14 protein-coding genes are annotated in these 15260 nt (G+C 49.6%); all 14 read right to left on the minus strand.

The window, feature by feature from the left end; translation table 11 throughout:
• The coding region (locus HMPREF9999_RS10700) for a carboxypeptidase-like regulatory domain-containing protein (RefSeq protein ID WP_009436995.1) at window positions 1-586 on the minus strand (586 nt) is incomplete at its 3' end.
• 342 nt (window positions 587-928) lie between these two features.
• Entirely contained in the window at window positions 929-2011 is a 1083-nt protein-coding gene (gene queG / locus HMPREF9999_RS03545; protein ID WP_009436996.1) for a tRNA epoxyqueuosine(34) reductase QueG, read from the minus strand.
• Between the two features lie 79 nt (window positions 2012-2090).
• Window positions 2091-2702, minus strand: a complete 612-nt coding sequence (locus tag HMPREF9999_RS03550) for a polysaccharide deacetylase family protein (protein ID WP_044063029.1) — start codon at window positions 2700-2702, stop codon at window positions 2091-2093.
• Window positions 2703-2793: 91 nt separating this feature from the next.
• Complete coding sequence (locus HMPREF9999_RS03555) at window positions 2794-6168, minus strand: DUF2723 domain-containing protein (protein ID WP_009436998.1); 3375 nt, start codon at window positions 6166-6168, stop codon at window positions 2794-2796.
• A 459-nt stretch (window positions 6169-6627) separates the two neighbouring features.
• Entirely contained in the window at window positions 6628-7083 is a 456-nt protein-coding gene (locus HMPREF9999_RS03560; protein WP_009436999.1) for a hypothetical protein, read from the minus strand.
• A 37-nt stretch (window positions 7084-7120) separates the two neighbouring features.
• Window positions 7121-7498: a DUF1634 domain-containing protein gene (locus HMPREF9999_RS03565; protein ID WP_009437000.1), complete on the minus strand. Its 378-nt coding sequence runs from the start codon at window positions 7496-7498 to the stop codon at window positions 7121-7123.
• A 27-nt stretch (window positions 7499-7525) separates the two neighbouring features.
• Window positions 7526-8368, minus strand: coding sequence for a sulfite exporter TauE/SafE family protein (locus HMPREF9999_RS03570; RefSeq protein WP_009437001.1), 843 nt, complete (start codon window positions 8366-8368; stop codon window positions 7526-7528).
• 181 nt (window positions 8369-8549) lie between these two features.
• Window positions 8550-9005, minus strand: coding sequence for a biotin/lipoyl-containing protein (locus tag HMPREF9999_RS03575; protein ID WP_009437002.1), 456 nt, complete (start codon window positions 9003-9005; stop codon window positions 8550-8552).
• Window positions 9006-9011: 6 nt separating this feature from the next.
• On the minus strand, window positions 9012-9290 hold the full coding sequence (locus HMPREF9999_RS03580) for a hypothetical protein (protein ID WP_009437003.1): 279 nt from the start codon (window positions 9288-9290) through the stop codon (window positions 9012-9014).
• Between the two features lie 35 nt (window positions 9291-9325).
• A complete protein-coding gene (locus HMPREF9999_RS03585) occupies window positions 9326-10879 on the minus strand; it encodes an acyl-CoA carboxylase subunit beta (RefSeq protein WP_009437004.1) in 1554 nt (517 codons plus the stop codon).
• 502 nt (window positions 10880-11381) lie between these two features.
• Window positions 11382-12074 (minus strand): hypothetical protein, encoded by a 693-nt coding sequence (locus tag HMPREF9999_RS03590; RefSeq protein ID WP_157049596.1) that lies wholly within the window; start codon window positions 12072-12074, stop codon window positions 11382-11384.
• A 232-nt stretch (window positions 12075-12306) separates the two neighbouring features.
• Window positions 12307-12999, minus strand: a complete 693-nt coding sequence (locus HMPREF9999_RS03595; RefSeq protein WP_157049597.1) for a hypothetical protein — start codon at window positions 12997-12999, stop codon at window positions 12307-12309.
• A gap of 214 nt (window positions 13000-13213) precedes the next feature.
• Window positions 13214-14245: a YeiH family protein gene (locus HMPREF9999_RS03600; protein ID WP_044063034.1), complete on the minus strand. Its 1032-nt coding sequence runs from the start codon at window positions 14243-14245 to the stop codon at window positions 13214-13216.
• A 143-nt stretch (window positions 14246-14388) separates the two neighbouring features.
• Window positions 14389-15135 carry a 2,3-diphosphoglycerate-dependent phosphoglycerate mutase gene (gene gpmA, locus HMPREF9999_RS03605; protein WP_009437010.1) on the minus strand — a complete coding sequence of 249 codons (747 nt, stop codon included), beginning with the start codon at window positions 15133-15135 and terminating at the stop codon, window positions 14389-14391.
• Between the last annotated feature and the right edge of the window lie 125 nt (window positions 15136-15260).

Raw genomic sequence — 15260 nt, forward strand, 5'->3', positions numbered from 1 at the left:
CATCATTCACGGTGATGGCACCTTGGTCGAGCACTAACTCCTTGGTGACGTAGTTGATGGATTGAGGCACATCTTTGAGCAGTGTCGCAGTTTTGGTGCCCACAAATGACACCGTATTTTTATAGGATTGTTCTCTACGTCCCATCACATCGACTGTGGGCAGGTTGCCTTCATGTTCGTGAAGCATGAAATCCACATGACGATGAGCGTCTTTATTGTCAGAATTTCCGAGAGTGATGGCGCGTTCTTGTGCCACATATCCCATGGCTTGTACACTAAGAATATACTCACCAGCAAGGAGGTTGCCAATCTGGAAGAAACCACTTTTTCCACTATTCACTTTAATCTTTGTTCCTTTCACCGTGATAGAGGCTCCTCCGATAGCATTCCCATTGTTGTCGGTGATTTGTCCGCGCAATTCGAAGAGACGAGTGGTAGAATCGTGTAGTATCACTGAAGCGGGAGAAGAGATGGGGGAAACTGCTGAACTAAACGGTTTACTCTTTGTTTCGCTATGGGCATGAGCGTTGGAAGGCGTAGCTAAGGCTGTCACCAATAGTGCCACAGGAATGAGTGGGTAAGTCATAAGAAGTAAGTAGTTTGACGTAGAAAATTAGCATGGGGAGAGCGTTCTGTGTGGTTGTCTCCCCATAGTTCTGTGTAAAATCGATAAGGGAATGTGTCCTTTCCACGACAAAGTAGCCTACACATAGAGGTAACTTTGCCATTTTAGATCAGTCACATCGCATGGTGCACGTACTAAAGCGCACACAAAATTACGTGCTTCCCCTTATTTACGATGAAAATTTTACAATTTTTCTACACCAGTTTCTTATAAAATACTCACATCTAGTGATGAAATGAAGCTCATTTGCCGACCGATGATATTTAATAAATCTAGAGGGCTAGCTCAGCTCTAGTATTATTCCTAATACTTGCTTTTGAGGTTGGGATCAATCGCCTCGATGTTGCGCTTTAACCCCTCGTATTTGGCGCGTTTCACGGCAGAACCTTTGAAGAGGGTGCGATATTCCTCGATGGTGAGATGGCGCCAGTCTTCCCAAGTCATGGCAAGGAGGGCTGGAGAGGGCTGGAATGCCTCGATATTCGTGGGACGCGCCAGACGATTCCAAGGGCAGACATCTCCACAACGGTCGCAGCCGTAGAACATTTCTCCCATTTGTTCGCCTGTACCTTCGGGGAGCGTGTCGCCACGATATTCGATGGTGAGGTAAGAAAGACATTTTCTAGCATCCAATCCTCGTTCGCTGAGGCACTGTGCAGGGCAGGCACGCAAGCACTTTGTACATGGACCGCAACGATTCTCCACGGGCTGGTCGTAAGCATCGGCAGGGAGCGTGAGAAAGAGTTCTCCGAGGAAGAAATAACTCCCAGCACCTGGGATAATTAACTGAGAGTTTTTACCAATCCACCCTAGTCCCGACTTCCATGCCCAATATCGCTCATCGACTGGTGCGGTGTCGGTGAACACGCGTGAACCTTCTAGTTGTTCCGCTGCATCTGGATGTCCCGTCTCTATGAGATGTTGACGGATGTTTCCCAGAAACTGGAAAAGGCGCGATTTCATTTCATCGTGATAGTCCTTGCCTCGGGCATAGCGCGCAAGTGGGATGTAGCGTTCTTGCCGTTGTCTTTTTAGGCGTGGGCTGGGAGACTGAGCAGCTGTTGTGCTATCTTCCTCTATCGTTTGATCTGCTACGGAGGAGTTGGGGCTTTCCTCAGCGTTCGTCTGTTTTGCTTCTGGAACAAAGGTGTAGTAGTTGAGCGCAACAGAAACGATGCACTGCACTCCTTCGACCAGAAGGCGAGGGTCACGGCGTTTCTCTTCATTGCGTTCGAGATAGCTCATCTCTCCGTGCATACCACTGTCGAGCCATTGCTGACGGCGCGCTGCATGCTCGTCATCCATGGGGAGGGCAGGAGAGATGCCGCAAGCAAAAAAGCCGAGGCGTTGTGCTTCGGCTTTGAGATATTCGGAAGAAAGAATCATGTGCTGTGTCTGTGTTGAGAGGGCGGTAGAGCGAACCGCTGAAGTGGGATGAGAAGGCATAGGAAATCGTGGTTATCGGTTATGGGAAAACCTTGAATTCGTAGCCTTGTTTGAGCAACCATTCTATGGCGCGAGGGAGCGCATATTGGAGTTTCTCGTAGCTCTTGATGCTGTCGTGGAAGGTGATAATGCTACCATTGCGTGCATAGTGGCGAACATTGGCCAGTACATCGCGACCATTGAGCCGAGTGGAGTAGTCGCGAGTGACCAAATCCCACATCACGACACGATATCTACGAGAGATGGCATGATATTGTGGCCATTTCATCCATCCGTGGGGAGGACGGAAGAGATCAGTATGGAGATATTCATTAGCGCGTTCAACATTGCGCACATAACTACTGATGCCGTGGAGATGCCCCGAGATGTGGTTGAAGGTGTGGTTGCCGAGTCGGTGTCCGCGACGGCGCACTTCTTCAAAGATTTCTGGATATTTCCGGATATTATCGCCCACCATGAAAAACGTCGCTTTGACGTTGTATTGATCCAACACATCGAGCACCCACGGCGTCACCTCAGGGATGGGGCCATCGTCAAAGGTGAGATAAACCGCATGGTCATTGGGATCCATACGCCAGAGAGCATTTGGATAGAGCCAACGGAGAAAAAAAGCGGGTTGTTCGATAATCATAGCGTGCACTCAAAAGAGGGGGCAGAAATCGCAGTCAAGAAGATAGAAATCTGCCCCAGACTTTGAGAGTCTGGGGCGAATTTCGGAGAGATTATTCAGCTTCGTCAAGCATTGCAGGCATAGCATTTTGCTGTTGCTGCATTTGCATTTGGCGTTCGCGCTCCATCATGCGCTGGATGATCACTTGTCCAGCAGGAGTGCGCTCGAGATTTTTCAAGAAATTGTCGTAAACCTTCGCTTCAGGAGCCTTGATTTCTGTAAGTCCTTCGAGAGCTATTTGCAGCACTTGTATCTTCTGCATGAGCGTGTTGCCATAAGAGGCGAGACGACTCTCGGGAAGGGTGCTTGCCCAGTTCATATATTGCATGGTGTTTTTAGCAACCGCGGTGAGGATGCGACGAGCATCGGCATCACGACCAAGCTCGTGATAGAGCTGTGGCATGAGGAACTGGCGACCGTTGGGGCTAAAGCCAAGCGAGAAGAAGTCGTAAGGCACTTGTTGAGCAGGGAATACTTGTTCGCACTTGTTGAGCACTTCTAAAGCCTCCTTCTTGCGGCCTTCCTTCGCCAATTGGGCGGCGAGCTGCACCATACGCATACGATGGGTGTAGCACATGCGCATAATCGTTTGGTCAACATAAACATTGGGATCAGCAATGTTGCCAAAGCGGAACTTCTTCATGAAGTTGTCATACATGCGCTGTGTATCAACCATCTCATTCTGAGAAGCAAAAGGAGTGATGCGCGCGGCAAGTCCTTCGAGCATGAGGAACTTCTCAAGTCCTGCTTGTGAATCGCTACCCAGTGTCGTGCTCATGTAGAGTGGACGAGTCCAGTTGTGGCGAGCGAGCATCTCATACATCATGATGTCGTTCTTGAAGAGTTTGCGCTTTCCTTTGAGGGAAATCACCATCTTGTCGGGGATGCTGTCTTTTCCGTTAGGCAATTTCATTCCGCTGCGCAAAACGGCGGCTTTGTCTACGGTCATTACGAGCGAGTCGGTGGGGATGATGCCGAAGTCTTTGTTGCGCACGAAGTTGTCCATCACATAGGAGAGTTCAAATGGATCGACTTTTTTGCCTTCTGCTGCGAATTGCTTCTTGAGTTCTTCCAACTTGTCGTTCATCGGCTCAATGAGAATGAGGTCGTGTCCACCCACATTGTCCACATATTCCCAACGATTCCAAGTGATGGGGAGTGCAGGACTGTTCCAAGCTGGACGACGCATTTGGTCGATATACCAGTCGGTGGAGAGATAGGAAAGGTTGCAGACACGAGCATCTGTGCGATTGCCTTCTACATCTTGGTTGTACCAGAGAGGGAAGGTGTCGTTGTCACCATTGGTGAAGATAACTGGATTTCCCTTTTCGTCGAGCGAGTTGAGGTAGTTCAAACCGAAATCGCGTGCGGCAGTGCGGCCAGAACGATCGTGGTCATCCCAAGTTTGGCTCACCATTTGCAGCGGAACAGCGATGGCAATGACAGAAGCAATGCCGGCAGCTGCGAGATGAGGCACTTTTACACGGCGAAGACCTTCGACGATAGCGGCTACACCCAAACCAATCCAAATGGAGAAGGCATAGAACGAGCCTGCATAAGCGTAGTCGCGCTCACGAGGTTCGCTAGGTGTTTGGTTGAGGTAAAGCACAATGGCGAGACCTGTCATGAAGAACAGGAAGAAGACCACCCAAAACTGTTGGATACCTTTCTTTCCCCGGTAGGCTTGCCAGAAGAGGCCCGCCAAACCAAGCAACAAGGGCAAGCAGAAGAATACGTTATGTCCCTTGTTGTTTTTCAAATCATCGGGCAGGAGTGATTGATCGCCGTAGAGAGCATTGTCAATGAAGGGGATACCAGTGATCCATTGTCCATGTTCCACTTCTCCATAGCTTTGAACATCATTTTGTCTACCAGCAAAGTTCCACATGAAGTAGCGCCAGTACATGAAATTCACCTGATAAGAGAGGAAGAATCGGAGGTTGTCCATCTGTGTGGGCATCTCTCCTGTAAAGCTATAAGGCTGTCCTTCGTATTCGCCAGAAACATCTACAGTCTTAGTGTCTACACCACCGAGCCATTCATTGTAAAGGCCTGCATGCTTGCGTGAGTGCATGCGAGGGAAGAGCATCTTTTGTGCGCTGGGGAACACAGGTTGTGTCGTCACCTCCACCACATCATAGCGGTCGGGTTCGTTAGCATTTTGCTTTTCGTGGCGTTGCACAGTCTCTTCCTTGGAATATCCAAGAGCTTGTGAGGTATAGGCCTCCCCATAGAATAAGGGTTTTGTGCCATACTGTTCACGATTGAGATAAGTGCCGAGGGAGAAAATGTCTTCAGGAGAGTTTTGGTCCATGGGAGGATTGGCGACAGAGCGGATGACAATCACCGCATAGGTGGAGTAGCCAATCATGAGCATGAGCATGCACAAGAGAGAGGTGTTGAGTGCGCGTTTGCGTACCACGTATTCTCCATCGCGCTTCCAGAAGAGGAGAGCCCCTAAGAGTGCCAATACCACAATACCAATGAAGAGAGGGCCAGCGATTCCTTTGCCATAGAAGGGAATACCCAACATGGCAACACTAGCAAGGTAGAGAGAAACGGCAGTAGTGCGGTTGTGCTGTGTGGTGCTCCAAATGGCAGCACCTACCACGCCGATGAGGGCAAGGATGTAGATTACCAAACCGGTGTTGAATGGCAGGCCGACGGTGTTCACGAAGAACAATTCAAACCAGCCACCGACTTTCACGATGCCTGGTACCACGCCATAGAGCACTGCGGCAACGAGCACCACGCTCAAGCCAAGTGCAAGGAGAGAACCTTTGAGGTTGGCGTTGGGATACTTCTTGTAGTAGTACACCAACACGATAGCGGGCAAGCAAAGGAGGTTGAGCAGGTGGACACCGATGGAGAGTCCTGTGAGGTAAAAAATGAGGACGAGCCAGCGGTCGGAGTGTGGCGCATCGGCATTGTCTTCCCACTTGAGAATCAACCAGAACACCAAGGCAGTGAACATGGAAGAATAGGCATATACTTCGCCTTCTACAGCAGAGAACCAGAAAGTGTCGCTCCAAGTGTAAGCCAAAGCACCAGCCACACCACAGGCAATAATCGTAACAGTCTGCGCCATATTTTCTACCACACCCTCAGTGCAGATGAGTTTGCGTGCCAAGTGGGTGATACTCCAAAAGAGGAACAAGATGCAGAATGCCGAGAGGGTGGCACTCATCACATTGATCCAATATGCCACTTGCTCAGGGCCAGAGGCAAAGAGGGAGAAAAACTTGCCGGTGAGCATGAAGAAAGGTGCACCAGGTGGGTGTCCCACTTCAAGGCGATAGGCAGTAGTGATGAACTCGGGGCAGTCCCAGAACGAAGCCGTGGGCTCTACGGTCGAGATGTAGGTAAAGGCTGCGATGAGAAATACGAGCCAACCTGTGATGTTGTTGATAAGTTTGAACTGTTTCATTGTGGCACGGATGTGGTTACACCTGTTGCTAATAGAGATTACAGCAGAAGAAAGGGTAGTGATGCACTGCGTGTTGCGGCTTTTGCCTACGTCGCCGTAGGGGGCTGCGATACATTAGAGCACTAACTACCTAGTATCTTGCAAAAGTACAAAGTTTTTTTTGTTTTCCTCCCACGTTTATGTTAGAATATCGCAAACCCCTTATTTTTTCATGCTTCGTAGTATTGACAAGCAAGTCGAAAAGCGCAGGATACATACGTTGTTGTCTTCGTTTTCTGGTTCAGTAGCGTGCGATTTCCGTATAAAAGGAAGACGCCCGCGTCAAAACAAGGTTGTTTTGATGCGAGCGTTGTATGATAGAGGAAGGGCATTTAACAGGAATCTTCATAAATTCTTGTTTCTGGTGCCGTCTGAGTGAACCGAAAATGATGGAAGATTAGATGCCCCAAGAATGTAGGCTTAGAAGCGATAGTGCATACCTACGGTGAGGCGACCAGAACTTGCTCTGCTAATGAGGCCAGTGACTTCGGTGGTAAGGAAAATGTCATCTGTGAGTTCTAGTTGCATTCCACCACCAAAATTTGCTCCGATGTAGCCAGTTTCCCAGCCCACCCCAGCTTCAATACCAATGAGAGGGTACAAAGTGATGTGTTGGTTCATGGGGAAGAGGTAGTGCCCATTCACACCAATGATGAGACTGGGGAAAAAAGCGGGCATGGTAGATGCGCGACCTTCGAGACGGATGGGGGAGTCAAGATGATATTGCGCTTGAACACCAAGCATCAAACCATCTCCAGCCGAGATATGTGCACCAAAAGTTGCCAATTGATTTTCCTTGAAGGTGTTCCTCTGCTGTGCCATGCTGGGAAGAAGCGTAAGCATGGCTGCGATTGCTAAGAAAAGACGTTTTTTCATACAGGGTTTTGTTTGTTGTAAAATAATGGATACAAAGTTAGTGGTGTACACCACCCAGAGAATTACTGATGATGACCGTGAGCACGATGGCGGTGATGGCCACGTAGAGCCAATCTTGCTCCACGATGAAGTCAAAAAACGAGAGAACCACACGGGCGATTGGTGTGAGGATGAGGACAATCACGCCTACTTGTATGCAACTTGCGGCATCGCCATGGAGGATGCCTTGCCACAATCCACCGAGTGTGGTGAAGTTAAATTGCGCTGCTGCGTTAGCGGCTTCAAAATGTCGATAATCTGGCACGGGGTCTAGGCCATGCTGTATGAGATAATAGACGCCGCCAATGGTAGCAAGGAGACAAGCGAGAATGACTCCCCAACGGAGCGTGTTGCCTATGAGTTGTTGGATGTCCATATACGAATGCTTTGAAGCGTCTTTGGGTTAGTGATTGAGTCCTCCTGTGAGTCCCATGTAAATCATATTTATAGCTACGGCGAGAATGGCATAGAAAAATATCTTGCGAAGCAACTTTACGTCTAATTTCTTGAGTAGTCTTGCTCCAGTAAGTGCTCCAAGTAGCACGCCAATCATCACAGGGAAGGCGATGCCTGGCACGATGATGCCGCGCTGGATGTAGACCACAGCTGAGGCGCAGGCGGTGACACCAATCATAAAGTTGGAGGTGGTGGTGCTGACTTTGAAGGGAACCTTCATGCAACCATCCATCGCAATGACTTTGAGTGCGCCAGAACCGATGCCCAAAATGCCAGAGAGGAATCCTGCTAAAGCCATCACCGAGAAACCACCTGCTACGTTGGTGAGTTGGTAAGCCTGTTTGGTGCCATCCTTTAGGGGATATTCGCCATAGAGTTTGAGTTTTTGAGCCATGGCACTGCCTTTCACATCCGTGTGGTCGGCATGTTTGCGACGTTGTGCGAGTGCTGTTGTGGTGAGTGCCAATCCGAAGATGATGGCCAGTACACTATTATTGAAATATAAGGCTACGGCAGCTCCAATCACAGCCCCAATGGTGGTGGCAATCTCGAGCAACATCCCCAAACGAATGTTGGTGATGCCTTCTTTCACGTAGGCAGAGCCCGAACCGCTAGAAGTGGCAATGGAAGCAACTAAGGCTGCTCCTACGGCATAGTGAAAGTCGATGCCAAAACAAAGAGTGAGTAGGGGGATAACTACCACACCACCTCCGAGTCCTGTGAGCGAGCCTAGTAGTCCTGCAGCATAAGCTCCAATGAGAAGGATGAGTGTAAAAGCTAATACAGTCATACTGTGTAGAAATCTTGTGGCTACGCTATTGGAAGCGTGCGTGTTCGCTTGCAAAATTACGACTTTGAATGAGTTCGTTGGCTTTTAGTGCGTTAAAAAAAGCCCCTTGCTGTGCTGCAAGAGGCTTTTTTCGTATAAAGAACGCAAAAAACTGCGTATAGTCAAAGGAAGTATCAGTGGATTAACCGATGGTGAGGAGGGTAGTGCCTTCGAGCACGCTGTCGCCAGCGGCTACGCAAACACCAGTCACCGTACCGTCGCACTCAGCCGTGATGTTGTTCTCCATCTTCATGGCTTCGAGCACCACCACAGTGTCGCCCTTCTTCACGGCTTGACCAGCAGCCACAAGCACTTGGGTCACTACACCAGGGAGGGGAGCATTCACAGGTTCGCCAGCACCAGCGGCACCTTTAGCTACAGGAGCAGGAGCGGCTTCAGCTTTAGGCGCAGCAGCTACGGGAGCTGCAGGTGCAGCAGCGGCTGCTACTTCGGGCAAATCGCCTTCAGTGAGGGGAGCTCCGAGGATTTCCACGTCGAAGGCCACGCCATTCACGTTGAGTTTGGCCACTTGGTCGCGGAGCGATTCGATGGTCACGTCGTAGCGTGCGCCATTGACCGTATAACTATATGTTCTCATTGCGGATTATCTATTGGAAAAAGGGTCTTGAGTGAACTGCAATGCGGGGTTGTTCCACGCAAAGTTTTGATTGGTGAGGGTGAGCACATCGTGTTCTTCATCGTGCACTTCCTCACATTCATACTGGGCAAGGGCAAGACTGATGAGACCTGCGTAGATGGGCATCTCCGCTTCTGTGGGGTGATAGCTTGCGCCATCTTCTTCCACCGAAACGATGGTGCCGCGATGCTCACTCAGCGAGATGCGCACCGTGCGTCCACCAAAGTTATATTGAAATATTTTCATATTGTCGTCTAAGAATTTAGAGCGGTTGTGCCCGATTAGAGAGGCTCGTTACCGTGCTTCTTGGCAGGACGGCTATCGTTCTTACTAGCGATTTGCTCGAGAGCGCGACAAACGCGGAAACGAGTGTTGCGAGGCTCGATCACATCGTCGATGTAACCTTCAGCAGCTGCCTTGTAGGGGTTGGTAAATAGCTCGTTGTATTCCTTTTCCTTCTGAGCGAGGAAAGCTTTGGGGTCAGCTTCTGCTTTAGCAGCCTTTGCACTGAGGATGGCCACTGCACCACTTGCACCCATTACTGCGATCTCTGCAGAAGGCCAAGCGTAGTTCACGTCGGTCTTGAGTTGTTTGCTACCCATCACGATGTGCGAACCACCATAGCTCTTGCGGAGGGTTACAGTCACCTTGGGCACAGTAGCTTCACCATAAGCGTAGAGCAACTTAGCACCATGAGAGATAACGGCGTTGTATTCTTGGCCCGTACCAGGCAAGAAACCAGGAACGTCTACAAGGCTCACGATGGGGATGTTGAAGGAGTCGCAGAAACGTACGAAGCGCGCTGCTTTGCGGCTAGCGTTCACATCGAGCACACCAGCGTAAACCTTAGGTTGGTTAGCCACGATACCCACGCTTTGACCATTGAAGCGAGCGAAACCGATGATGATGTTTTGAGCGAAGTCGCGTTGTACTTCGAGGAATTCACCATTATCCACCACAGCACCGATCACTTCATACATGTCATAGGCCATGTTGGGGTTGTCGGGGATGATTTCGTTCAAGAGGTCTTCCTTGCGGTCGATGGGATCGAGGCATTCCAAACGAGGAGCGCGCTCGCGGTTGTTTTGGGGGAGGTAAGAGAGCAAGCGACGGATGAGACCAGCAAACTCTTCTTCGGTCTTAGCACTGAAGTGTGCCACACCACTCTTCTTGGTGTGCACGCTGGCACCACCGAGGTCTTCTTGTGAAACGTCCTCGCCTGTCACGGTCTTCACCACTTTAGGGCCAGTGAGGAACATGTAGCTCACGCCTTCGAGCATGACAATGAAGTCGGTCAAGGCAGGAGAGTAAACCGCACCACCAGCGCAAGGGCCGCAGATGCCCGAAATCTGGGGCACTACGCCAGAGGCTTCGATGTTGCGTTGGAAAATGTCGGCAAAACCAGCCAAAGAGTTGATACCCTCTTGGATGCGTGCACCGCCAGAGTCGTTGAGGCCGATGCAGGGTGCGCCCATTTTCACAGCGAGATCCTGCACTTTGCAGATCTTCTCGGCCATTGTCTTAGAGAGCGAACCACCATTGACGGTGAAATCTTGAGCATAGAGATACACCAAACGGCCGTTGATGGTGGCACTACCGCACACCACGCCATCACCGTAGAAATGTTTCTTGTCCATTCCGAAGTCGTGGCAGCGATGTAGCTTAAACATGTCGAGTTCTTCGAAGCTACCTTCGTCTACGAGGAGGGCGATGCGTTCGCGTGCCGTGGCTTTGCCCTTGGCATGCTGCTTGTCGATTGCTATTTCGCCACCGCCGAGACGGGCTTTTGCGCGAAGCTCTACAAGCTGCTTGATTTTCTTTTGTTGTTCACTCATATTTTTAGTGCGTTTATTTTAGAGTTATGGATTGCAAATCTATCTGAATTCTAGTCTGATAAAGCCTTGTGAGTGCAGTCGCATTGATAGGCTGCACCGTGCTGTTGGGCTGGCTATATAGGTGACCATCCTTTAGGTTGGCTCAAAATAGAAGAAAGTGTGCAATCTTTGCGCAGCAAAATTACAGATTTATTTTGAGGTGACCAATGATTTCCCCACTTCCTGTGAGATAAATACGCATTATTGCCTTGCGCTTGTGGCGAGGGGACTATGTACAAATCTGTGAGGGTAGATTGAAATCTCCGACCTACACAAAAAAATCTCCGACATTTCAGAAAGAAACTCGGAGATTTTTCCTAAAAAGTCGGAGAAGATTTCAAAACTCTCGGAGTTTTTTAGAGTGACTCTCTGAGAGTTTTATGACAATGCTCACAGAGATGTTGAAATCACTGCGTTGTCGCGACACAATGCACTAGAGGGTAGTGAGCATTGTCCCGCAGATTTAGAACTTCATACCGAAACGGAGGGTAAGACTCTCGTTGGATGAGTAATCGTAAATGTCGCCAAATAAGTACTCTCCGTAATAATGGAAATACCTCTCTCTCACGGTTTGGACAGAAAAACCGAGGCCGACGACGAATTGCTTGATTTGTACACCTGCTCCAATGCTCCAATACGTGCTATGGCTATGGGTAACGGCAAGCCCTGTTTTGAAATCAATGTATGGGGTTACAATGGATGGTGTGGGAATCTCAAAACGAGGGTTGATGATAAGGTTTACATCAGTGTGATTGCCTTCTTTATCGATTCCATCGTACCAATAAGTTGTGTTAAGACCTCCTCCCAAGTAGAAAAAACGGAAGAGTTGCGCGCCCAAAGTAGCGTTCATGTCAAATGCGCCTCCAATACCGATGTCTGCCAAGGCGGCAAAGCGTGGAGAAAAACTACGACGAGGAGCGTAGCGTTGACGACTACGTGGTGCTTCTGCTTTAGTAGTGCTCTCTAGGTTATAAGGCGCATCCAGCGTAGTAGCCTCTTGGGTGGAGATTGTAGCAGGGAACCCGAGCGTATTTGCCGAAGGAGCAGCTGGGTTTTCGCTGGTGAATGCCACTAGTTCTGAGTTGAGCACATGTTGCGCTGAAGCTTCCATTGTGCCTAGACAGACCAAGACTAGCGAAAAGAGGATTTTGTTCATGTTCATTGTTAGTTTAGTTAAACGAATCGTGAAGGCTCAACAAGGTTTAGTCTTCTCGACCGCTAGCACTTTGCGATGAAAGTCTATCAATATCCAAGATTTACGATGTAGTTTCGTAGCACTTTGGCAGTGTGTTACGAATACTATTGAGGAATCTATTATTGATGTGTTGAGAAGTTCTGTGTTATTGTGTTACCACGCGTTGATGAAGGCCGAAACCTTCTCCTATTGATTAGAATTTAATACCCAATCGAAAGGTAACTCCATCGTAAATGTAGTTGGGGTAATAGGATCCTATGCAGCCCCCCCCATCTGGGCCGGTGTAATCTTCGTTGGTGACTTGCATGGTATATCCGATGCCAAGAATGAGATTCTCGAGTTGAACACCAGTGCTGAAGGCAAAATAGGGGCCATGTTTGTGGGTGACCGCCAAGCCCGACTTGATATCGATGAAGGGTGTCACGATGGAGCGCGTGGGAATCTCAAAACGTGGATTGATGACGATGTTGATATCGGCGCGATCGTGGTCGCTGATGAATCCATCATGCCAATAAGTTACGTTGAGACCTCCGCCCATATAGTAGAAGGGGAGGAGCTGCGCACCCACAGTGGCGTTGATGTCTATCTCGCTTCCGAGACCGATTTCTGCCAAGGCGGCAAAATGTGGTCTGAATCTGTGGAGTGGACCGCGATAGTGGCGACCGCGTGGCGCTTCGGCAGTAGTTGCGGTGCTCAAAGTCGTAGGAGTGGGCAGGATAGTGGCTTCGATGGTGGAGGACTGCGCAGTAAAATCGAATAGACTAGTGGCAATTACTCCAGATGCCTCGTGAGTGAGGGCTGTGGCTTGGGGAGTAGGCACATACTGTGCGGAAGCTGTCATCATGCCTAGGCAAGAGGAGATGATAGAAAATAGAAGTTTCTTCATAATCATTGCGTTTGTGAATCTTGTAAGTCAAGATGAGTAAGTGAGAAATATAGTTTTCAAGAATAACTTCTGCGACAAAGGTATGTAAAAAAAACGGAAAACACTGCTTGATTGCTGTATAATTTACGATTTTTCTAGAGATTTTCTCTAGCCATTACGCCTATTATTTTAGGACTTAACTCTCTATTTCCTAAGACTTCTTCGTGTAGTCGTCTTAGGAAATAAAGCCAGCCATAGAAAGTCCTTTCACAATAAAGAAGCCACCAGCCACGAGCCAAATGTAGAGCACCAAGGCGAGGACGAAAGGACGCCAGCCCGCTTGTCGAAATTTGTCGAAACTTGTTTCGCAACCCAAGGCAGTCATCGCCATGGTGAGGGCGAATGTATCGAGGGTGTTGATGGTGCTAGACACGGAATCAGGAAGGGAGAGGAGAGAATTAAGCCCGATGGCAAGGAGAAAGAGGAAGGCAAACCATGGAATGACGACTTTGCGCTCGCCCGATGCAGAGGTGTTGTTGTGTGTGCGCGCAAACCATCCGAAACTCAGCAGGACGGGAACGAGCATAATCACACGAATCATCTTGACAATCACTGCCACGTCTGCCACTTCTTTGCCCATGGCGTTGGAAGCTCCCACCACATGGGCCACTTCATGCACGGTGGCTCCTGTGAACAAGCCCATTTCACTCGTGGAGAGTGGGAAAAAGCCATTGCGATATAAGACGGGATAGAGAAACATGGAGAGTGTGCCGAAGAGCACTACGGTGGATACGGCTACCGCAGTCTTGTAGGCTTCGGATCTGAGCGTGGCTTCTGCTCCCAGCACGGCTGCTGCACCACAAATAGCACTACCTGCGGAGGTGAGTAAGGTGGTTTCGCGGTCCATCTTGAGCCATTTGCCCACGAAAATCCCTAGCACCAGGGTGCCGCAGACGACTATGAGGTCGAGACCTATGGCGGGCAGCCCCACTTGTGCGACATCAGCGAGCGTGAGACGGAATCCAAAGAAAATGATACCGATGCGCAAAATCCGTTTGCTGCAAAATTTCAGCCCACTACGCCAGGACTCGGGGAGAAATCGGCCAAGTGTGTTGGCGAAGAGCATACCGATGAGGATGCCGATGATGAGAGGAGAGAGAGAAAGATGCTGAAAGAGAGGAAGGGTGCTCAAGGCGGTGGCAGCTCCAGCAAAGAGAGCGACGAGGAGAATGCCGGGAATAGATGGGAGAGAGGAGGCGAAGTTCATACTATCGTGGGGTGCTCAAAAGAAACTCGGCTTGAGTGCAAGACCCAAGCCGAGTGTGTAAAAGTCAAATGCTGCTTCTCCTAACTATACATCTAGTAGGGAGTAGCCTGAGTGTGCTCAGTGCAGCAAGCGGCAACTTAGGTTTATTTCTTACCTTGGTTGGCTACTGCTTCTTGGAGCTTCTTGATTTCTTCGGGATCGCCGAGGAAGTAGTCCTTCACGAGGTTGAGGTCATCGTCGAACTCAAATACGTAAGGAAGAGCAGTGGGGAGGTTGAGGCTGATGATGTCCTTGTCGCTGATGCCCTTGAGGTGCTTGATCACACCGCGGAGGCTATTACCATGAGCAACTACGAGGAGGTCGTCTACCTTCTTGAGAGTGGGGAAGATAACCGCAGTCCAGTAGGGGAGCGTGCGACCGATGCAGTCCTTCAAAGACTCCGTGCGGGGGAGTTCTGCATCAGCTACTTCAGCATAGCGAGCCTCATATTTGGGGTTGCGTTCTTTGTCGTCTTCAGCGATAGCATCGGGAGCGATGTCAAAGCTACGACGCCATACGAGCACTTGCTCCTCACCATACTTAGCAGCAGTCTCGCTCTTGTTGAGACCTTGGAGCATGCCGTAGTGCTTTTCGTTCAAGCGCCAGCTCTTTTGTACGGGGATCCAATCCTCGTTCATGGAGTCGAGCACGTTGTTGAGGGTCTTGATGGCGCGCTTGAGGTAGGAAGTGTAAGCCATACCGAATTTGAAGCCTTCCTTCTTGAGGAGTTCGCCAGCCTTGCGAGCTTCACCCATACCTTTTTCGGTGAGGTCTACGTCGGTCCAACCCGTGAAACGGTTTTCGAGGTTCCATTGGCTTTCGCCATGACGGAGGAGTACGATTCTTTTCATAAGAGTAAATATGATGTGTTTATGAGATTGTTGCTATCAGATGTCTCAGCATTGCTGAGAGATGAGGGAGTGTGCGGAGCTTTCGCCCAAGGCTAGACAACCTTATGAACTACTGCGCTCAATAC

This window comes from Alloprevotella sp. oral taxon 473 str. F0040 (assembly GCF_000318095.2).
Classification (GTDB): domain Bacteria; phylum Bacteroidota; class Bacteroidia; order Bacteroidales; family Bacteroidaceae; genus Alloprevotella.